The 21,245-nt window shown below is 65.6% G+C and carries 16 protein-coding genes; 3 read left to right on the top strand and 13 right to left on the bottom strand.

What is annotated here, in order from left to right:
• The first annotated feature begins 30 nt into the window (after nucleotides 1-30).
• Complete coding sequence (locus ACR65T_RS11005) at nucleotides 31-942, top strand: transporter substrate-binding domain-containing protein (protein WP_434496517.1); 912 nt, start codon at nucleotides 31-33, stop codon at nucleotides 940-942.
• Here the strand turns inward: ACR65T_RS11005 and ACR65T_RS11000 are convergent.
• A complete protein-coding gene (locus ACR65T_RS11000; protein WP_434496516.1) occupies nucleotides 909-1,352 on the bottom strand; it encodes an Hpt domain-containing protein in 444 nt (147 codons plus the stop codon). The genes ACR65T_RS11005 and ACR65T_RS11000 overlap by 34 nt on opposite strands.
• A gap of 269 nt (nucleotides 1,353-1,621) precedes the next feature.
• On the opposite strand from ACR65T_RS11000, the gene ACR65T_RS10995 reads away from it, so the two are divergent.
• Nucleotides 1,622-7,678: an apolipoprotein acyltransferase gene (locus tag ACR65T_RS10995; protein ID WP_434496515.1), complete on the top strand. Its 6,057-nt coding sequence runs from the start codon at nucleotides 1,622-1,624 to the stop codon at nucleotides 7,676-7,678.
• 8 nt (nucleotides 7,679-7,686) lie between these two features.
• Here the strand turns inward: ACR65T_RS10995 and ACR65T_RS10990 are convergent, their stop codons facing one another.
• Complete coding sequence (locus ACR65T_RS10990; protein WP_434496514.1) at nucleotides 7,687-9,243, bottom strand: FAD-dependent oxidoreductase; 1,557 nt, start codon at nucleotides 9,241-9,243, stop codon at nucleotides 7,687-7,689.
• Between the two features lie 353 nt (nucleotides 9,244-9,596).
• On the opposite strand from ACR65T_RS10990, the gene ACR65T_RS10985 reads away from it, so the two are divergent.
• Nucleotides 9,597-11,222, top strand: a complete 1,626-nt coding sequence (locus ACR65T_RS10985; RefSeq protein ID WP_434496513.1) for an outer membrane beta-barrel protein — start codon at nucleotides 9,597-9,599, stop codon at nucleotides 11,220-11,222.
• A gap of 54 nt (nucleotides 11,223-11,276) precedes the next feature.
• Here the strand turns inward: ACR65T_RS10985 and ACR65T_RS10980 are convergent, their stop codons facing one another.
• The 11 genes from ACR65T_RS10980 to ispH form a co-directional block, all read right to left on the bottom strand.
• On the bottom strand, nucleotides 11,277-12,272 hold the full coding sequence (locus ACR65T_RS10980; RefSeq protein ID WP_434496512.1) for a hypothetical protein: 996 nt from the start codon (nucleotides 12,270-12,272) through the stop codon (nucleotides 11,277-11,279).
• 8 nt (nucleotides 12,273-12,280) lie between these two features.
• Nucleotides 12,281-13,024, bottom strand: coding sequence for an aldolase/citrate lyase family protein (locus ACR65T_RS10975; protein ID WP_434496511.1), 744 nt, complete (start codon nucleotides 13,022-13,024; stop codon nucleotides 12,281-12,283).
• A gap of 62 nt (nucleotides 13,025-13,086) precedes the next feature.
• Nucleotides 13,087-13,386, bottom strand: a complete 300-nt coding sequence (locus tag ACR65T_RS10970) for a (2Fe-2S) ferredoxin domain-containing protein (RefSeq protein WP_434496510.1) — start codon at nucleotides 13,384-13,386, stop codon at nucleotides 13,087-13,089.
• 5 nt (nucleotides 13,387-13,391) lie between these two features.
• Nucleotides 13,392-14,195: an NAD kinase gene (locus ACR65T_RS10965; RefSeq protein ID WP_434496509.1), complete on the bottom strand. Its 804-nt coding sequence runs from the start codon at nucleotides 14,193-14,195 to the stop codon at nucleotides 13,392-13,394.
• Nucleotides 14,196-14,326: 131 nt separating this feature from the next.
• A complete protein-coding gene (locus ACR65T_RS10960) occupies nucleotides 14,327-15,253 on the bottom strand; it encodes an ROK family protein (protein WP_434496508.1) in 927 nt (308 codons plus the stop codon).
• Nucleotides 15,250-16,035, bottom strand: coding sequence for a pentapeptide repeat-containing protein (locus ACR65T_RS10955; RefSeq protein ID WP_434496699.1), 786 nt, complete (start codon nucleotides 16,033-16,035; stop codon nucleotides 15,250-15,252). Before ACR65T_RS10955 ends, ACR65T_RS10960 begins: the two co-directional genes overlap by 4 nt.
• A gap of 29 nt (nucleotides 16,036-16,064) precedes the next feature.
• The gene (locus tag ACR65T_RS10950; protein ID WP_434496507.1) at nucleotides 16,065-16,844 is read right to left on the bottom strand and encodes a hypothetical protein; all 780 of its coding nucleotides are present in this window, start codon (nucleotides 16,842-16,844) and stop codon (nucleotides 16,065-16,067) included.
• A gap of 21 nt (nucleotides 16,845-16,865) precedes the next feature.
• Entirely contained in the window at nucleotides 16,866-18,614 is a 1,749-nt protein-coding gene (locus tag ACR65T_RS10945; protein WP_434496506.1) for an OmpA family protein, read from the bottom strand.
• 192 nt (nucleotides 18,615-18,806) lie between these two features.
• Nucleotides 18,807-19,283, bottom strand: a complete 477-nt coding sequence (gene rnhA, locus ACR65T_RS10940; protein WP_434496505.1) for a ribonuclease HI — start codon at nucleotides 19,281-19,283, stop codon at nucleotides 18,807-18,809.
• Nucleotides 19,280-20,245 (bottom strand): homoserine kinase, encoded by a 966-nt coding sequence (gene thrB, locus ACR65T_RS10935; RefSeq protein ID WP_434496504.1) that lies wholly within the window; start codon nucleotides 20,243-20,245, stop codon nucleotides 19,280-19,282. The genes rnhA and thrB overlap by 4 nt, the downstream gene beginning before the upstream one ends.
• Before the next feature lie 29 nt (nucleotides 20,246-20,274).
• Nucleotides 20,275-21,243 (bottom strand): 4-hydroxy-3-methylbut-2-enyl diphosphate reductase, encoded by a 969-nt coding sequence (gene ispH / locus ACR65T_RS10930; RefSeq protein WP_434496503.1) that lies wholly within the window; start codon nucleotides 21,241-21,243, stop codon nucleotides 20,275-20,277.
• Nucleotides 21,244-21,245 lie beyond the last annotated feature (2 nt).

Raw genomic sequence — 21,245 nt, 5'->3', positions numbered from 1 at the left:
ACCTCCAGCAGGGGCCACGCAATTCTTATTATGCGCCGTCTCACTCAGCCGCGCCGAACCGGTCTTCTCGCCTCCATTCGTGCGGCGCTCGCCGCGCTGTGCCTGACGTCCAGCTTCGCGGCTGCGGCGGCTGACGGCGCGCCGCCCACGCCAGCGCCCCCCGCGTCGACCCCGCCGGCCGCGAATACGCCCTCATTTTGGGACCCCAACCGCACGCCGGAAAAGCCGGACGTCTCCGGACTGCGCCAGATCCGCTTTCTGACCGAGGACGACTATCCGCCGTTCAATTTCCTGCTTTCGGATGGGCAGGTCGCGGGCTTCAATATCGATCTCGCCAGGGCGATCTGCGTCGAACTCGACACCGCCTGCACGATCCAGCGGCGCCGGTGGGATCTGCTCATTCCCGCGCTCAACGACAATAGCGGCGACGCCATCATCGCTTCGCTCGCGATCAACGATGAAACGCGAAAACAGGTCGATTTTTCTGGACCTTACATGCTAACGCCCGGCCGGTTCGCCATGCAGGCCGACACGACGCTGACGTCGGCTTCTCCCGCCGCGCTCAGCGATCGGCCGGTCGCGGTGGTCGCGGGCTCGCGACACGAGGCGTTTCTGCAAGCCTTCTATCCGCGCTCGACCTTGGTGACGTTCGAAACGCCTGCCCTCGCCCGTGACGCGCTCAAGAAGGGCCGCGTTCAGGCGGTTTTCGGCGACGCGATCGCCCTTTCCTATTGGCTGAACGGCGCCGAGGCGGCCGGCTGCTGCGTCTTTCGGGATGGCCCCTTCACCGATCCGAAATATTTCGGCGAGGGCGTCGGCATCGCCGTGAAAAAAGGCAATGCGCCGCTGCGCCGGGCGCTCGACTATGCGCTCTCGCGCCTCGCCCAGCGCGGCGTTTTCGCCGAGCTTTATTTGAAATATTTCCCAGTGGGGCCGTTCTGAGCCGCGCCGCCCAGCAATAGGGCGATGGCGCCGCGCGCACGTCCGATGGCGGCGCCGAGGATCTCGGACTTCTCGGCGGCGCTCGCATCCGCGCCGCGCAGCGCCTGTTCGTAGGACTCCGCCGCCTGCCCCACCTCGAAGGCGCCTATCGCCCGCGCCGACCCCTTGATGGTATGCGCAAGCGCGATGCGCCAGTCGGCGTCGCCCTGCGCGGCGGGCGCGCGCAAGCGTTTCGCGAATTGCGCCGCCTGTGCGTCGAAAAGTCCCAGCAGCTCCCGTTCGAGATCATGATCGCCGAAGGTCTGTCGGGAGAGATGGACAAGGTCGATCGGCGACTCCGCGTCGGCCTCGGATAACGGCTGCGGTTGAGCCTCGCAATTTAGAAACGTGGAGTCCGCCAGTTTCGCCATCCCCATTCCCGTTCCCCTTGATATCTATCGCAAAGCGGTTCGTTTTGCAGCCCCGCGGAAAGGCCTGCCAAAAGCGGCGCCCAGAGTGGAGACTGGCGCGTCTATCCTGAAGGGCGCGTTAACGAAGTTTCCCGATACGGCCCCGCCAGATGTTTCAATTGCCAGGGATGGGCTGTAAAGTTTGGTTAATCTTTATTCACTGGCGGTCGCTGAGCGGCGGGCCGTGAGATCGGGCCGGGCGACGCGTCTGCGCCGGCTGGAGAGGGCGAATGGCGACATCGGGAAAGATCCAGGACGCGGCGTCCGCCGCTCTGACGGCGATCGAGGAGGCGCTCGATATCGGCGCGCCGCCGGACGCCGCAGGCGCTGCGGATGAGGCGAACAACCGGCCCGGCCCGGCCCCGAGCCGGAGAGCGGAAGCGCAGCCCGGGGACCACAGAAGGCCGGCCTCGGCTTACAGCGAGCCGCAGAACCGTGTTCAACCGCAGCCTGGAGCGATGGCGCCCGCCCTTGCGCCCGCGAACGACGACCGCCGCACGGTCGGCGAGTTGCGGCAAGCGCTGCAGATCAAGCCCAATCGCTCGATCATGGCGCTCACCTTCGCTTCCATGGGGCTGTGGGCGGCCTGCTGGGCCCTGTATGTTTATTTCCATCAAGGCGAAATCATTGACTTCGACGGCTCGATGCTCGCGCCGAAACCGGTTTTGACGCTCGCAGCGCTGATCGCGCCTCTCGTCTTCCTCTTCCTCACAGGATTGATGGCGCGCCGCGCCCATGAGATGCGGCTCATCGCCAACTCCATGACCGAAGTGGCCATTCGGCTCATCGAGCCCGAAACTGTCGCCACCGAACAGGTGGTCTCGCTCTCTCAGGCGATCCGACGCGAAGCCGCCTCGATGGGAGACGGCATCGAACGCGCGCTCGCAAGGGCCGGCGAACTGGAAGTGATCGTGCGCACCGAGGTGACCAACCTCGAACGCTCCTACACGGAGAATGAACGGCGCATTCGGCTTCTCATCGACGAGCTGACGCGCGAACGCGAAGCGATCGTCGTCAACGCCGACAACGCCCGTACGGCGCTCTTTGGCGCACGCGAGACTCTGTCTCAGGAACTCGCCACGACCTCGGTCCATCTCGCCGAAGCGGTGAGCCAGGCGGGAGCGCGCGTCACCTCCTCGCTCGGCTCCAAGGGCGAAGAGATCCGGCTCGCGCTTGACGAAGCGGGCGACGCCTTTGAATCGACTTTGGCCAGTCACGGCGAAAGAGTGCTGATCGCCCTGACCCAGACAGGCGACGAAGTCGCGCAGAAAGTGACCGGCGCGAGCGACGACGTCAGCCGCCGTTTCACCGATGGCGTCGAGGAAGTTGGCCGCAAGCTGGAAGCCGCGAGCGAAGCGATCGCCGGCGATTTCGGCGCACGCGGCGCAGATGTGCTCGAACGGTTCGAAGAACTCGGCGCGAGTTTTTCCGAGGCGATCGGCGGCCAGGGGGAGCGGATCGTCGCGCAGCTCACGGAAACCGGCGGGGCCATTCGCGACACGATCGAGACGCAGGGCGGAGCCTTTGAGCGCTCGCTCGGCGAGACTCAGGAACGGCTTACGACCCGCGTCGCCGAACATGTCGAAAACGCCAGGGCGACATTCGAAACCGCGGAAACCCGAATCGTCGGCCTGCTCGAAGACACGCATCAGAAGGCGCAGAAGGAATTCGAGTTGCGCGGACAAGCGCTTCACGAGTCAATTTCGCGCAGCTTGAACCAGAGCTCAACGACGCTCGTCGAACAGGTCGACGCCGTGCAGGCGCGTTTTGTCGCCGCCGCCAGCGAAGCGGTGTCCGCGATCGGCGAGCATGGCGATCGAGTCAATGAAACGCTCGCCGACAACTTCCAGGCCTTCGAACAGACCGTGCTCGGCCGCGGCGGCGAAGTGGCGGAACGGATCGCCGAACGAGGGCTGCAGATCGAGACCACTCTCGCCGAGCGGCTTGCCGCCTTCGAAGACGCCGTGGTGCGCAACAGCACGGAAGCGGCGATGCGCGTCGCTGAACATGGCAACCGTGTCAGCTCCGTCATTTCGGACGGTCTTGCCGCCTTTGAAGACACATTCGCGCGCCACGGAGAGGAAGTCGTCTCGCGCGTCGCCGAACACAGCGAGCGAGCCGCGACGACCGTCGCGACGCAGCTCGCCGCCTTCGAGACCGCGGTTGCGCTGCGCAGCGAGGAACTTGCGCAGAGCGTCGGCGACCACAGCGAGCGCGCCACGTCGGCGCTCGCCACGCAGCTCGCCGCATTCGAAGAGTCGGTCAATAGCCGCAGCGGCGAAATCGCCGAACGGGTCAGCGAGCAAAGCGAACGCGCGACGGCGACATTGTCGGCTCAACTCGCCGCATTCGAGGAAGCGGTCACGCAGCACAGCGACGACGTCGCGACGCGCGTGAGCGAACATGGCGGACGCGCGACGTCCACCATTGCAACCCAGCTCGCCGCCTTTGAGGACACGGTCGCCCGCCACAGCGGGGAAGTCGCCCAGCGCGTCAGCGAACATGGCGAGCGCGCCACATCGACGCTGACGTCGCAGCTCGCCGCTTTCGAACAGACAGTCGTTCGCCATAGTGACGACATCGCCCTTCGGGTCAGCGAACAGAGCGAGCGGGCGACGTCGACGCTCGCGGCTCAGCTGGCCTCGTTTGAAGACGCCGTCACGCGCCACGGAGAACAGATCGCCCAGCGTGTGGGCGAGCAAGGCGAACGCGCAACATCGACGCTCTCGGCGCAACTTATCGCCTTTGAGAACTCCATCATCCACCACGGCGATGAGGTTGCCGAGCGCGTCGGCGAGCGTGGTGAACGCGCCGCATCGACCCTCTCCGCGCAGCTCGCCGCCTTCGGAGAAGCCGTCGAGCGTCACAGCGAAGAAATCACCCAGCGCGTCAGCGAGCACGGCGAACGCGCAACGGCGGCCTTTTCGCAGGGCGTATCGACGTTCGAAGACGTCGTCGCGCGCCAGGGCGAAGATTTGGCGGCCCGGGTCTCTGCCCGTACCGAGCGCGCCGCCGCAGAACTTGGCGACAAGCTCGCCGCCTTTGAAGACAGCGTCGCGCGCAACAGCGGACAGGTCAGCGAAGCTGTCGCGCAGAGTCTCGAAGCGATTGAAGACGTGCTTGTGCGCCAGGGCGGCGAGATCGCGCAGCGCCTGGCGGCGCGCGCCGACAGCGCCGAATTCGACATCGCCGAAAAGCTCGGCGCCTTCGAAGAGGCCGTCAGACGCCATAGCGAAAGCGTGGCGACGGTCGTCGGCGAACATGCGACGCGCGTTGACGAATTGCTCGGCGAGCGACTCAACACGCTCGAGACGGCGGGAATGCTCGTCGCCAAAACGATGGAGACGTCGCGCGAACTCGCGCTGCAGGAATTCGAGACGCACGGCGCGGCGTTGCGCGACAAGCTTCGCCAAAGCGTCGCCGACGCCTCCTCGGCTCTCGCCGAAAACGCCGCGACGATGCATGAGCGCTTCGCAAATACGGCGAGCGACGCCGTTCTGGCGATCGCCACGCAGGGCGAGCGGCTGCATGAATTGGTGAACGATCGATTCGGCGCCTTCGAGAACGCCGTCCTGTCCGAAAGCAAAGACGTCGTGGCCTCGCTGGCCGACCATGGCGAACGCATCGCGGTCACGCTCGGCGAACAGCTGACCCAATTCGAGAATGCGCTGCTTCGCGACGGCGGCGAACTCGCCGACCGGGTCGGCGCGCAGGCCGAACGCCTCAGCGCCGAACTCACGCAGCGCTTCGCTGTCGTCGAAGACGTGATCGGCGGCCAGGGAACGCGGCTTGTCGACAATCTGACGACGCGGACGACGGACGCGGCCGCCCGACTCGACGCGCAAGCGCAAGAGATCACGCATCGGATCGACGACCGGCTGCAGTCGCTCGATGAGACCATCCGCATGCAGGGCGGCGCGCTCGTCGAAAGGCTCTCGGCGCAAGTCGAGCATTACAACGCCCGGATCGGCGACAATTCCCGCCATTTCGCCGATGAGATCGACGCGAGACTGGCCGAAATCGACGGCGCGATCGAGAGCAAAGGCGGCCATCTGGTCGAAAAGCTCGGCGCCCGCGCGATCGACATCGCATCGACGATGTCGAACAAGATCGAAGCCTTCGAGAACGTCGCCAACGCCAGGACAATGGAGGCGGCGGACCGCATCGACGAACTGGTCGGCCGCGTTGACGCGGGCCTGGGCGTCGGCGGCCAGATGCTGCAGGAGGCGCTCTCCAAACACGCGGCTGAAGTCGCGCGGGTGATGGAAGACGGCGGGCGCCAGGTCATGCAAACGCTCGACGCAAAGATCAAGGACGTCGACTGGGTGCTGCTGTCGCGCTCGAGCGAACTCGCCCATACGATCGCCTCCAGAACAGAGGAAATCAACGAAGCGCTGGGGGGACACGCGAAGGAGCTGGAAACGACCCTCGACGGCCGCATCGCGCTGCTCGAGAACAATGTGATCAGCCGGCTTGGCGTCGTTTCTTCCGAGATCGACGAAGGAGGCCGACTGGTCGTGGACACGATCGGCGCCCGTCTGCAGGACATCAAAGACGTTCTGGCCGTGGCGCGGCGGGAATTCGATACGACGCTTCATGCGCGCACCGGCGATCTCGGTCAGTCGCTCGCCGAACGCGTCGCGGAGATCAGCGGCGCGCTGGATGCGCGCCTCACGCAAATGCAGACCGTGCTCGACGCACGCGGCGGCGCCGTCGCCCAAGAATTGACGACGATCGGCGATTTGGTGACGACCGCCGTTGAAAATAGCAGCGCCGCCCTTGTCTCGCGCCTCGGCGTCAAGCGCGACGAGCTGACCAATGCGCTGGACGCCTCCCGCGAGGCGCTGGCGCTGACGCTGGAGACCAGCGCGCAGACTTCGATTGCGGCCCTGCTGGAGACAAACGAAAGGATTCGCGCCGAGCTGCCCACCCTGCTCGACACGCTCGGCGAGACGAATGCCTCGCTTCATGCGGTCATCGACAAGACCGGCGGGAATCTGGTCACGCTCGAACACGAACTTGGCAAGCGTCTCGCCGAGTTCCACGGCGCGCTCAACGAGGCCTCGACGCAAGTTGAACATATCAGCGCCGTCGCTGGCGGCACGATGCAGGACGCCAACGCCATCGTCGCGGCGCTCGACGAGAGACAGCACACGCTGGCGCAGAGCGCGGAAAAGCTGGCGCAAAGCCAGGAGGCGCTCGACGCCGTGATGGCCGCCCGCCGCCGCTCGCTCGAGGAACTGGTGACGCTCATCGAAGGCCGGCGCGCCGAATTCGAAAGCGCCATGACACAGTTCGGCGAACTGATGGACCGTTCGTTCCGCTCGATCGAGACGCGGTCGCGCGACCTTGGAGGAGAGCTGAGCGAAACCTCCAGGCAAACCGCCGATTTGATCGAAACGCGCTTTGCAGCGGTGCGCGCCGCCGCGGAAGGCGAACGCGAGCAGACGTCGGAGGCGCTGCGCGCCGCCTTCTCACAAGCCAATGAAGAGATCACCCGTCTCTTTGGCGACGCGCGCTCGAAATTCGACGCCGCGACCGACGATATTCGCGGCCTCGCGCGCGACATTCATCGCGAGATCGAGGAGACCCGCGAGGAGGTGCGCCGCGGCGCGACCGAAATTCCGCGCGAAACCGCGGAGCAGGCGGCGGCGCTGCGGCGGGTCGTCGGCGATCAGGTGAAGGCGCTGAACGAACTCACCGACATCGTGGCGCGCTCGGGCCGCGTCTATGACATTGCCGAACAAAGCGCGTCTCCGCTCCGTCAGCCGGCCCTGGATCAACCGACGCGCGCCGAGCATGCAGCAGCGCCACGCGTCGCGCAGAATCGCTCGGCGGAGCCGACACGCGAGCCGCCGGGCGGATGGCTGAGCAACCTGCTTGCGCGCGCCTCCTTCGACGACGCCGCGCCGCAGCCGCCGCGCACGGCGCGGTCACTGGCGACGGCGGGCGCCCTCGACAGTCTGACGCTCGACATTGCGCGTATGGTCGACAACGCCGCCGTGGCGGAGCTATGGCGCCGCTATCAGCGCGGCGAGAAGGGCGGACTTTTCGGTCGCCGCCTTTACACCGCGCAAGGCCATCAGACCTTCGAGGAAATTCGTCGCCGCTATCGCGTCGATCAGGCGTTTCGCGCGACCGCCGATCGCTACGTCTCGCACTTCGAGGATCTGCTCATCGAGACAAGCCGCGGCGATCACGACGGCTCGAAAGCGCTCGACCTGCTGACCGGCGACGCCGGCAAGGTTTACACCATGCTCAGCCACGCCTCCGGACGATTCGAATAGCTCGAACCCTATTCGATCGATTCCGGCGGCTCGGCGCCGATGCGCGATTCAAAAGCGACTTCGGCGCGCAGATTGTCGAGGTCGCGGCCGATGGTCGCGACGGCCAGCAGCCGTTCGCCCTTGAAGTAGGAAACGGCGCAGTCGGCGGCGGCCGGATCGCCTGAAATCTCCAGCCGGTCCCACGACGCGGCGTTTCCGATATAGGAAATCGTCTCGTCGTAATGCTGGCTCCAGAAGAAGGGCGCGGCGTCGAACTTTTCCTTGCGGCCGAGTATATTGCGCGCGGCCGTCTGTCCCTGACGCTCCGCGACCACCCAATGCTCGACGCGAATCCGCTCGCCGGTGATCTTGTCGGGCCAGCTGGCGATGTCGCCAGCGGCGTAAATATCGGGCGCGCTTGTCCGCAGATATTCGTCGACGAGCACGCCGCGGTCCACGGCGAGGCCGGCGGACTGGGCGAGCGAGAGATCCGGCTTGACGCCAACGCCGATGACCACGAGATCGGCGTCCAAGGTTGCGCCGCTTTTCAATTGGAGCGTGCGCTCGCCGATTTCCGTCGCTGTGTCCCCGAGATGGAAGATGACGCCGTGACTCTCGTGCAGCTTTCTCACATGCGCGCCGATTTCGGGGCCGAGAATGCGCGCCATCGGTATCTCCTCGGGCGCAATGACGCGCACGTCGAGACCACGGGCGCGCAGCGACGCCGCCACCTCAAGGCCGATGAAGCTCGCGCCGATCACGGCCACGCGGCGCGCCCCGGCGCAGGCGGCGATGAGACGGTCGGCGTCGGCGAGCGAGCGCAGATAATGAACGTGGCTCCGTTCCGCTCCCGGCGTCGGCAGCTTGGTGGGGAGTGCGCCCGTGGCGAGAAGCAGCGCGTCGTACGACAGCGTCGCCCCATCAGCGAGCGTCAGCCGCTTGCCCGCAGGGTCGAGCGACTCGACGCGCCGTCCCAGACGCAGTTGGACGCCGTTGTCGCGATACCAGGCTGGATCGCGCAACGGCAGCCAGTCCGCCTGAGCGGTTCCGGCCAAATAATCCTTCGAGAGATTGGGCCGATCATAGGGCTCGGCCGAATCGGCGCTGACCAGCTCCAGAACGCCGTCATAGCCCTCCGCCCTGAACATCTGCGCGGCGGCGAATCCCGCGGCGCCGCCGCCGACGATGACGACGCCGCGCGGCGCGACAGCGCCGCCCTTGCGCCTTGAGGATGCGGGGTCCGGCAGCCTTTCGCGCGCAAACACCCTTCCGTCGAGCTGCTCGACCCGCCACCGCGGCAGCGGATCAAACGCCGGCGCGCGCAACGCGCGGCCGCTGCGCAAGCTGAAACAGGCATGGTGCCAGGGGCACCGGATCGAGCCGCCGACCACGAGGCCCTCGGCCAAGGGCCCATGATAATGCGTGCAATGAGCGCCGATCACGAAGAACTCGTCGCCCTGTCGCGCCATCACGGCGTCCGCGCCGGCCACATGGCCAAGCAACGGGCGGCCTTCGGACACCTCGGCGGCAGCGACTCCCTGCGTGAAGTCGGGGCCCTCGGGTTGATTTTGCCCCTCTTCCGCCATGTCGCCTTCTCCTGTTCCGCGCCGTCGCGCCCTGCGCGCCCGCCTATTGCTACGCTTACTAAAGAGGGCGGCGCTTGAAGCGAGGCAAGCCTCGGTCTGGACCGAAGCGCTCGTGATTCGTCAAGAAACGAACATTTGTCACCTTTTTAACGACGAGAGGCGCGCTGAAATCAGCATCGGCCGCCGTGGAACCATCAAAAATTGTGACATTGCCGCCACACTAATTAGAACAATTTTTCGCCAGGGCTTTTTTTGCCTAACAATTGAGCAGATGCGCGGACGTTGGGCTTGAACGGAGCTTCGCTCGCGAGTGATATCAATCAGATCTCGCCTCCCAGACGGAGTTCCCAGCAATGAAATGGCCCTATCTTTCGACCGTCGCTGCACTTTCGCTAGCAACCAGCGTCACGAGCGCTGCTCATGCTCAGTCGAAGCTGATGGAGGTCGACCCGACTCTCATCGAAGAGAATCAACCCGCGCCTCCCTCTGCGGCCACGCCCGTCAGAAAAGGCAGGATCGTCAAGGGTCCGGCCGTCGCGCCGACGCCGGCCTGGATCGATACGCTGACCATCGACGGCTATATCGAAGGCGGCGTCGCCGTCAACTTCAATCAGCCGTTCAACAAGCTGAACTGGGGCCACCTCTACACGGACCGCGCCAATTGGCCGACCTTCAACGGCGCCCTTCTGACCGTGCAGCGTCCGCTTGATCCGAAGGCCGAAGGCTATGACTTCGGATTCAAGCTTCAGGGCATGGTCGGCGAGGACATGCGCTACAACCACTACCTCGGTATTCTTGATTATGCGATCAATTCACGGACACAGATCGGACCGATCGAGGCGAATGTCCTGGCGCATCTTCCGTGGGTTAGCGCAATCAGCGAGGGCGGCGTCGACCTCAAGCTCGGCATGTTCGTCACCTACAACGGCGCGGAAGTGATCCCGGCGAAGGACAATCTGTTCTACAGCCACTCCTACATCTTCAACTTCGGGCCCTTCCTTCACACCGGCGCGATGGTCACCACCCACGTCAAGCCCTGGCTCGACGTCTATACGGGCGTGACCAGCGGCGTGAACACGAGCCTTGGGTGGCCTGGAGACAACAACGCGGCTGCGTCGTTCCACGGCGGTTTCGGCTTCAACCTGCTCGACGGCAATCTGACCATTATGGCGATCACCCATACAGGTCCCGAGAACCAGAGGCAGACCGATCCGCTCGGCGTCGGCTGGCCGAGCGGTTTCGCCAACGGTACTCCGTTTACGGCGACTGGCTGGCCCAACGTTCTCACGCCGGGTTGGCCCTTCAACCAAGGCGGCTTCGGACAGCCCGGCGCGTGCGCTTGCAACGTCAATTCGGCGATCCGCTCTTACAACAATCTCACGACGACCTGGAAGGCGACCGAGGATCTGACGTTCATCACCGACATCAGCTTCATGATGGAAAGCGGCTGGAATCCGAGCTCCTTCGGTCTACCGCAGAAAGCCTGGGCCGCGGCCAACGCCATCACCGGCACGGGGTTCTGGGGCACGGCGCCGGCCTATCCCATGGGCGCGCGCGCCTTTGGCATCGCGCAATATTTCTCCTATAAGATCAACGACGTCTTCAAGCTCAACGGGCGCGCCGAATTCTTCCGAGACAACAACAACTTCTTCGTCAGCTCTTTTCCGGGCTATTTTGACGCGGTCAATGCGGCGCACGGCTTCTGGTGTCCGTCCTGCATCAACCAGAACCTCGGGACGGGACTTTACGCCAACAAGCCAGTCTACTCCGGCACGAGCTATCTCGCCTTCACGCTCGGCATGACGATTACGCCTGAACTGCCGGTCAAACTGCCCTACATCACCGGCCTGATCATCCGGCCGGAGCTGCGTTGGGACACGACGGTCAACGGCACCACGCCCTTCTTCAGCCGCAGCGGCCTGAGCTCGAACCAGGGCATGTTCAATATGGACGTGATCGTTCCCTTCACGCTTCTCTAGAACGCAATTTTCAAGCGCGACCCAAGCAAGCCGCCCGGTCCGCCGGGCGGCTTTTTATTGCGGAGGTTCGTCGTTCGCGTGAGTGCGCGGCTGATCGCGGATCAGGATTTCGACGTCCGAGTCCTTGGTCGACTGCACGCGGAAAGTTCCCTGATAGGTTTTGCCCTCGTGGCGCGCGATGGCGACATATTCGCCTTCGGCCAGAACGAGCGACGGGAAAGCGCCGATCATCTCGCGGATGACGTCGCCGCCCGGCGTGAGCACAGAGAAACTCGTATTGGCGAGCGCCTCGCCGCCCGGCTGCTTGACGAGCTTCAAGGTCATGGTCGCGGCGCGATGGCGAAGGGTCGCTTCGATCAGCTTTCCCGCCGGTATTTTCAGATCCGCCGTAACCACGGAGTTGGTCTGGTTCGTCCCGCCCTGGGCCCCCTGCCCCGTGTCGAGCAAAGTGGACACGACGTGATAAGCGCCCTCGGGCAGGCAGATCACGTCGTCGGAGTTGGCGTTGGCGAGAATGAGCTTCGCTTCGGAATTGCCGCGCTCCGGCACATAGATCGAAATTGAAAGCCGCTGCGCGGGAATCTCTGCGTCGCCGAGCTTGTCAATGAGCTTCAGCCCGCCGGCGTTCAGAACGACCCGCTCGGAAACATTGCCGCCCTCTATCGTGACGCGGCGCGTGACGCCGGCAAGGCCATAGGCGGCGTGGACGATATAGGAGCCGTCCGGCAGCAGCAGCGTCGGGATCGCCTCTTCGGATTGCGCCACAAGCTTGTGCGATCCGTCCGGCTGGGCGCTCTCCTCAAAGACGCGCCAGACGAGGCCCGAGCGGACCGGCTGCTGGTCATTGGCTGCAAGCGTCGCGCTCAGCCGCAGCGTGGCGCGTCTTTCGGTCGGCGGCGCGGCCGGTCCCGCCGCCTCGCCGGCGCCATGCGGCGGATGGGGACGGCGCGGCGGCTGTTGCTGCGCTTGCGTCGGCTCGGGGAGAAGCGCTGCGCCGGCGAGCGCCGCCGCGGCGACCCGGCCAAGCGCGTCCAATCGGAGCTTTTTCATTGTCCTGTCTATGCCGAGGATTGCCGTCTTTGTCGATTCTCGCCCGCCGCGAAGACCGCGTGGATGGCCGCGATCTGTCCCGGAAAAAGCGCCATCGCCCCCTGAAAACCGTCGCGGCGCGCCGCCGCATAGGCCTCCGTTTCCCCGGTTTGCACGGGCGGCGCGAGCGCCGGAACGCCGGCCGAGGCCGCCGCCAGAACGACTGTCGCGCGCGCCATCTGGGCAGCGGCGCCGTCGCCGCTGGCGAGGCCCAGCGCCGCGCGCAGCCCGGCGTCGTCGAAGGCCAGCGCCGCGAGACGCGGCGACGCGCCGGCGAGGGAACGCAACGCCAACACGGCGGCGGGATCGCCTCCGGCGAAGGCGCCGATCCTGGTCGCGCCGTCGGCGAGGCCGGCTTGCGCCTCGCGCACGGCGAGCTTCACCGACATGCGCTGCAGGCTCGCGGCGCCGTCGCAGGAGGGAAGAAAGACGCCGTCCGGTCCCGGGCCGAACAGCGCGTCGAGGTCGGCTTCGATGAGTTCGCTTTCGAGAGGAGCCACTTCCACGAAGAGCTTCGGCGCCGCGCGCTTGCCTCGCGCCTCCTTGCCTCGCGCCTCATTGATCAGCGCGCAGGCGCGCGCGCGGGCGCCACGCCGCGCCGCGTCTTCCACGTAGAGGCCGAGCCGCAACAACAGCGCGTCGGCGCCGCAATCAAGCGCCGCCGCGACATCCTCATCACTGGCGTCGGAGCCTAGGATTAAACAGGAGCGCATGCGAGCTGGGCTTGTTCGGGGAGACGTCGGATCCCTTCTAGCACGCCCAGCCCGGCCGCTGATCAGTCCGGGGCCTCGATAGCCTCCAGAACGAAGCGGATCAGCTCGTCGGCCGACGAATAGCTGATCCATTTGCCGCCAGGATAGACGACCGCGACGGGACCGTGTTCGCATTGGCCGAGACAGCCCGACTGCGACAGGCGCACGCCGTCGCGCTTGGCGAAGGGCAGCGCCTTGAGGGCTTCCTTCACCTTCGCCAGCGCCTCCTTTGCGCCGTGGTCCTCGCAGGCGGATCGGCCGTCGCGCGTGTTGACGCAGACGAAGACGTGGCGGCGGAAGGGTTTGATCGCTGATTGGGTCATTGGGTCTAGTATCCGAACTGCTCGCGCAGGATTCGTTCTTCCAGCGAATGGCCCGCATCGTGGAGCAGGATCAGACTGGTGGCGTGGTCCATCACAACGTCCACATAAGCAAGGTCGCGGAATTCGTCATGATCGGCGACGACGGAGACGGGCCGCTTCGCCGCTTCGAGGACCTCGATCCGCACCTTTGCGAGGTCGGGCAGCAGAGCGCCATGCCAGCGGCGCGGGCGGAAGGCGGAGATCGGCGTCAAGGCCATCAGCGGCGCATCGAGCGGCAGGATCGGACCATTGGCGGAAAGATTGTAGGCGGTCGAGCCGGCGGGCGTCGACACCAGCACGCCGTCGGTGACGAGCTCCGGCAGGCGCTCCTGGCCGTTGACCAGAATGCGCAGCTTCGCGATCTGCGACGTCTGGCGCAACAGCGACACCTCATTGATGGCGTGCGCCGAAAACTCGTCGCCGCGCACATTGACGGCGTGCATCAGCAAGGGGTGAATGATCGACGGCTTGGCCTCGGCGATGCGCTTGCGCAGCCCCGTCTCGCGATATTGGTTCATCAGAAAGCCGACCGAGCCGCGATTCATGCCGTAGATCGGCTTGCCGGCGTCCATGAACCGATGCAGCGTGCGAAGCATGAGGCCGTCGCCCCCGAGCGCGACGATGCAATCGGCCTCCTCAGGCGGGCAGTCGCCGTATTTTTCAATGAGGCGCTGGCGCGAGTCCTCCGCCTCCGGCGCGCCCGAGGCGAGAAAAGCCAAATGGGCGCACGGCTTCTTCCCGTGATTCTGCCGATCTCCGGCGGCGCCCATCGCAAACTCCCCCGCTCACGCGCGCCGCAGCCGCCGCGATTGCTTCGGCATACACCGGCGCGAGGCCGGAGGGAACGCTGCCGGCGCAAGCTGCGCGCGAGGCGCGCCGCGGCGGCCTCCCAATGTGCGACTCATTGGTCGGCCTCGCCGGCGCCCCATAGCCAGGCGGCGCCGCGCACGCCGCCCGAGTCGCCATGCGCATTCGGCAGGATTTTCGTGTCAAAGGCGTCGGTGACGGCGTTCTCCCCCACGCGCGCCGCGAGTCCCTCATAGAGGCGCGAGATGTTGGAAAGACCGCCGCCGAGCACGATGACGTCAGGATCGATGAGATCGACGACCACCGCCAGCGCCCGCGCCAGACGGTCCTGATAGCAATCGAGGCTTGCCTGCGCGGCGGGCTCGCCGGCTTCCGCCAGCGCGGCGATTTCGGCCGCATGGCGGCGCGCGCCGGAGCGCTTCTCATAGTCGCGCGAAAGGCCGGCGCCGCAAAGAAACGTCTCGATGCAGCCGCTGTGCCTGCAAAAGCAGGGGCTCCCGGGATATTCCTGCGGAGTCATCCACGGCAGCGGCGTATGGCCCCATTCGCCGGCGACGCGATTGCGCCCCTCGATAATCTTTCCGTTGACGATGACGCCGCCGCCGACCCCCGTGCCAAGGATGACGCCGAACACCACGCCGGCGCCGCGGCCGGCGCCGTCGATCGCCTCCGACAGCGCGAAACAATTGGCGTCATTGGCGACCCGCACCGGGCGTCCGAGCGCCCGCGCGAGATCGACGTCGAGCGGCTTGCCGTTGACGACAGCCGTGTTGGAGTTTTTCACGAGGCCGGTATGCGTCGAGATCGCGCCAGGCGCGCCGACGCCCACGACGCCGCGCCGCCCGATATGGGATTCGATGTCACGCACGAGGGTCGCGACGGCTTCGATGATCGCCGCATAATCGTCGGCGGGCGTCGCGACGCGGCGACGCGCCAGCGTCTCGCCCGCAGCGTCGAGCGCGATCGCCTCGATTTTGGTGCCGCCGAGATCAACGCCGATGCGGATAAATTCGCGCGTCATTTCACGCGGGCGCGATCGATGTTTTGCGCGCCTGCGAGCGCGCGCCCGGCGGCGGCGTCGATCTGCGCGGAATCGAGATCAAGACCGTCAGTCTGGGCGCCAACCCAATTTACACCAGTCAAATCCGCGCCGGCGGCGTCGGCCCCCTTCAGATTCGCCTCGGAAAAATCCGCGCCCGCGGCGCGCGCGAAGCGCAGATCGGCGCTCGCGAGATTGGCCTTGTGAAAACGCGCGCCTTCGAGCGCGGCCGAGCGCAGCACTGCGCGCATCAATCCCATCGACTGGTTCTTCATGTCGGCGGAGAGATCCGCCTCGCTGAAATTGGCGCCGCGCGCCGATGCGCCGGTCAGATCGCCGGCGAGACGCGCATGCGCAAAGTCCGCGCTGTCCGCCCGCATACGCTGCATTTGCGCAGCGAAGGCGTGTGCCCCCTTCAGCGATGCGCCGGTGAGGTCGGCTTCGATCAGCCAGGCCTGATCGAGGATCGCGTCGTCGAGCCGCGCGCCGGCGAGCGATGTCTTGTTCATGCGGGCGGCGCGAAAATCGACGCCGTGCAGATCGAGTCCGGAAAGATCGAGCCCGTTGAGGCTTTTTTCCGAAAGGTCGATCTTATGTCCGCTCTCGCGATGCTGCAGCGCCGCTTCGACGTCGGCGCGCGTCAATTCAGCCTTGGAATAAGCCGGCTGCGCAAGATCGACGCCTTGCAGCATGTCCTGTGCGCGCAGGTCTTGAGTGGACAATGACGCGACGCAGATGAGGACGACGCTCAGACCCATACGCATACGCACGAACTTGTCCTTCTGCCGGCGCTTTATGCCGCGTCGACGTTGCGATCAGCCGAGGCGGCGCCGCTCAGCGCTTGCGCCTGCTCGACCCATCCATTGCGCTTCACCCGCCCCGCCGCGCCGATCGCCGCCTCGATCCATTTGATGTTGTCGTCGCTCCAGCCGGCGATCTGATCATAATGGAAAACCCCGAGCGCGTGCAGCTTCTCGACGCTCTTTGGTCCGACGCCCTTGATTTTTGCAAGATCGTCCGCCGCGCCGTCGCGTGGCGCGGGAAGCGCGGCAGGCGGAGCGCCCGACGCCATTTTGCCGCTCGGCGCGCGCATTTGCGCGGCTTTTTCGTTCAACGCCTTGGCGGCTGAAGCCGCCGCCTCTAGCGCCGGCTCAACGCTCGTCGGCGTCTCTGGCTGCGCGGTCGCGACGATTTCGACTTGCGGTTCCGGCGAATGCTCGACGGGCGATTCGTAAACGTCGCTCACCGCGCCGCGCAGCACAACGATCGGCCGCTTGCCGGCATAAGCGGGCGCGGCCTGTGTCGTCTTCAGCGCAGCGCCAACCGGCAGACCGACGAGATAAGCGAGCGCCGCAATCAGCAACACGTCCATCGTCAGCGCGGCGCGCCCGTCAAGGAGCCCCAGCCAGGAGGCGGCTGCGCCCGCGCCGAGCGTCACGGCGATCGCGATGAGGTTCCAGCCGGGCGCGGCAGGGGCGTCCTCCGCCCGCGAGGTGGTCACATAGCCGGCTAGCGCGCCAAGCGCGCAGGCGGCGGCGAACCAAGGCCAGCCAAGCGTCAGCAAGTAGGACATCTGCCGTCTCCTTCTCTGGCGCTACTTGACGACGATTTCGACGCGGCGATTGCGCGCGCGATTTTCGTCGCTGTCATTGGAAGCGATTGGGCGCTCGCCGCCATAGCCGACGGCGATTATTCTGAATGGGTCGACTCCGGCCTTCGCCAGGCGTTCGACGACCGCCTGCGCGCGACGCTTGCTGCGCCCCAGATTAACTTCGGCAATGCCAACGTTGTCGGTGTGCGCAGCGATTTCGAGAGTCGCGCCCGGACAGCGCAGCGCCGTCGCGGCGATCGCATCGACGAGGGGCGCGGATTCGGCGGCGATCCCCGAATCGTCGGACACAAAGACGATCGGCGATTTGGCGAGAAGCTCGGAGAGCGCGGCACCACATTGGCTTGCGTCGAGCGGCGATCCGACGATGCGGGTCGACAGCTGCGCCTCGCCGCGGAAACTCTGCGGAAGCGTATCGGCGAAGCTCGCCGCGATCTCGGCGCGCGCGCTCTGATGACGCGCGACGCCCGCGAGCGAGATATTCGAGTCGCTGATCGCGAGCTTGCCTTCGTCGAGCCGCGCGAGCGCAGCAAGGGAATGATCCGTCGCTTCCGCGAAGTTTTGCGGCGCCCCCTTCGCGATAATGAGTCGATCAACGACCTTCGCGTCGAAGAAGTTCCTGCGCGCGGTTTCGACGAGGCGATTACGGACGGCCTCATCCGGCGCATAGCCGGTGAGCGTAACGTCTCCGCCGGCGCGCTGGGCGCTGAAAACATAGGGCGTCATCGGACCCGCCATGACGTCGAGCCGCGCGATCTCAAATCCGGAAGGCAACCGCGCTTTCGCATCGGCCCGGATCGTCTCGCCCAATATGTTCTGGCGCCCCTGCCCTTCAATGATGATCTTGCCGTCGGATACCGCGACTTTGCCTTGCGACAACTTGCCGAGCTCGCCGACCGCGAACGCAAGCGCGCCGGCGAAGTCGCCCTCCGGCGCGCCGGCGCCAAGCTCGGTCGCGTCGCTGACCGCGGCGCCAGCGCCCACGGAGGCCGCCATGGCGATGACCTGTTTCCGCAGATCGTCGCTCGGCAGGTGGCCGGAGAGGCTGATGACGCCGTCGCGCGACGCCGCTGAAAACACATAGGGAGAAACACGCGGCGGCGACACGTCAACTCTTACCGCGCTCTCAAACGGCGACGCCTTGAGCGCGGCGAGCGCCTTGTCGTAATCGGCGGCGCTGCGCGCTTCGCCGGAAACAGTCAGAGTCGCGTCGGTCATCGTCGTCGTCGCGGGATCGAGTTCGGCGAGGCGGCGCACGGCGAAGGAAGCGAGATCGGGGAAGGATTGCGGCGCGCCGTCGGCGTAGGCGGCGGAGTCCGACACTTCCAGGCCTAAGGCGGCGATTTCCGCGCGCAGCCTTTCGCGCGCGCCCGTCGGCGGGACGTTGCCCGAGATCATCGCCTTGCCGCCGCGGCGTTCGAGTCTCAGCACGAAGGGCGTTGCGCGCGAGAGCGGCTGCGTCGCGTCAATGATGCGCCGCGCTGGCGTTTCAACGCCCAATGATGTCAAAAGACTCGCTTTCACATCACGCGACAGCGAAATGCCGGCAAGGACGACGTCACGGCCCGAGACGCGGACCTCTGGCCTGTCGATCGCGTCAGGAGACTGTGCGACTCGCAACAAGATAGCAGCGCGCAGATCGTCCTCTAGACGAGGCGTCAACGCGCCCTGCGCAAAATAGCCCAGTCCAAAAAGGACCGGCAGCCCAATCCACCATTTTTTGGGAAGGTGCATCGACGTCTTGCCCTCCATCGAAGAGAGAATCAGCGAAGACGCGCATACTGTAACCGCACATGGTCGTTTTGCGCGGCGACGTGTCAATATGATGGCAAACAAAAATGGGGAACACGGCCGCGCCGCGCTCCCCAAAGGCGAAGAAGAGTCCTGGTCGACTGTGAGATAGGCTTCGCCCGCTCTTCGACAAGGCTATCTTGATGAAATGCGCGCGCTTGCAGGCGGTCTGCCGGGGAGGAAAGGCGCCATGCCGGCGCGCGCCAGTTCGTCGGCGCGCTCGTTCATGTCATGGCCCGAATGGCCTTTGACCCAATGCCAATCGACGTCATGCCGCTCCGCCGCCGCTTCCAGCCTTTGCCACAGATCGACGTTCTTGACCGGCTTTCGGTCGGCGGTGCGCCAGCCGCGCGCTTTCCAGCCGGCGATCCATGAGGTGACCCCGCTGCGCAAATATTGCGAATCGGTATGCAGATCGACCGAGCAAGGACGCGTGAGAGTTTCAAGCGCCATGATCGCCGCCATCAGCTCCATGCGATTATTGGTGGTGAGCGGCTCGCCGCCGTTGATCTCTCTTTCGCGATCGCCAAAGCGGAGAATCGCGCCCCAGCCGCCCGGCCCCGGATTGCCCGAGCAGGCGCCGTCGGTCCAGATCTCGACGCCGAGCGTCATGAAGCGACTCCGTAGACGCGCGCATCGGCGGCGGACTGGTGAAACCGGAGCTTGGCGAGATATTCGCGCGGATCCTTGGGACGCACCAGCGCGCCCGGCGGCACGTTGAGCCAGTCGACGTAGCGGGTGAGCAGAAAACGCAGCGCGGCGCCGCGCGCGAGCATGGGAAAGGCCTCGATCTCGGCGCAGGAGAGCGGCCGAATCCGCTGATAGGCGTCGAGCAGCGCGGCGCCCTTGTCCGGCTGATAGCGATGCTCGGCGTCAAAGCACCAGGCGTTCAGGCAGATCGCCAGATCGTAGGCGTAGGCGTCGGTGCAGGCGAAATAGAAGTCGATCAACCCCGAGATGCGCTCGCCGAGAAAGAAAACATTGTCGGGGAAGAGATCGGCGTGAATGACGCCGCTCGGCAGGTCCCGCGGCCAGTTCCGCTCCAAATGATCGAGCTCCGCGTCGACGAGCGCGCGCAATCCCGTCGCAACCTCTTCCGCACGGGACGCGCACGTCGAAAAAAGCGGCCGCCATCCGTCGACAGAAAGCGCGTTGCGGCGCCGCTGCGCGAAATCGGCGCCGGCGAGGTGTAGTTGCGCGAGATTTGCGCCGAGCGCGGCGCAGTGCGCGGTTTCCGGATGGTGGATCGAATAGCCGTCCAGAAAAGTGACGATGACGGCGGGTCGGCCGGCAAGGCGCCCCAGCGCGAGCCCGGCGCGGTTTTTCACTGGCAGCGGGCAGGTCACGCCCCGCGCCGCAAGATGTTCCATGAGGTTCAGGAAGAATGGCAAATCGCCTTCCGCGACGCGCTTCTCGTAAAGCGTGAGGATGAAGCTGCCGGCGCCGGTATGGAGATAATAGTTGGAGTTTTCGACGCCCTCGGCGATGCCTTTGCAGGAGAGCAGCGGCCCGAGATCGTATGTCGCGAGAAAAGCGATCAGCTCCTCGTCGTCAACCAGCGTGTAGACGGCCATGGGCGCCGACCGTTCACTGCGGGCCGCCCTCAGGCGATCGCCCGCAGCTCCTTGGGCAGAGGGAAGGACACGTTCTCGTCGGCGCTGGAGATGGTTTCGACGACAATGTCGTAGCGCTCGGCGAATGCGTCCATGATTTCCTCAACCAGAACTTCGGGCGCGGACGCGCCGGCGGTAATGCCGAGCGACGATATGTTGCCAAAAATTTCCCAGTCGATCTCGCCCCGGCCCTGCACGAGTTGCGCCGGCGCGCCAGCGCGCTCGGCCACCTCGCGCAGCCGCTGCGAGTTCGACGAATTGGGCGAGCCGACCACGATCACGGCCGCGACATGCGGGGCGACCTCCTTCACCGCAGCCTGGCGGTTCGTGGTCGCATAGCAGATGTCTTCCTTGTGCGGGCCAATGATCTTTGGAAAGCGCCGCATCAGCGCGCTGACGATCTCCTGGGAGTCGTCGAGCGACAGCGTCGTTTGCGTCACATACGCCAGATTCGATTCGTCATCGAGTTTGAGCCGGTCAATGTCCTCCACGGATTCGACCAGCACCACCGCCCCGTCCGGCAGCTGTCCCATGGTGCCCACGACCTCAGGATGGCCGGAATGTCCGACGAGCAACACCCGGCGGCCCCGCCGCCTGTGAATTTCCGCCTCTCGATGCACTTTCGTGACGAGCGGGCAGGTCGCGTCGATGGCGAGGAGTCCGCGTCCCGCCGCTGCGGCCGAAACTGATTTGGCGACCCCGTGCGCCGAGAAGATCACCGGCGCGTTGGTATTGGGAATTTCGTCGAGCTCCTCGACGAAAATCGCGCCCTTCGCCTTAAGCGATTCGACGACGTAGCGATTGTGCACGATCTCATGGCGCACATAAACGGGCGGGCCAAACTTGGCCAGCGCCCGCTCGACGGCGTCGATCGCGCGCACGACGCCTGCGCAAAATCCCCGCGGCGAGCAAAGCAGTATCTTGAGCGGCGGCTTTGTCGGTCGGGGGTGAACGTTCATCT

The organism is Methylocystis sp. (genome assembly GCF_051061285.1).
Taxonomy (GTDB): Bacteria; Pseudomonadota; Alphaproteobacteria; order Rhizobiales; family Beijerinckiaceae; genus Methylocystis.
Note: the sequence above shows the minus strand (reverse complement) of the source record. Positions and strands in the feature narration are given on the sequence as shown.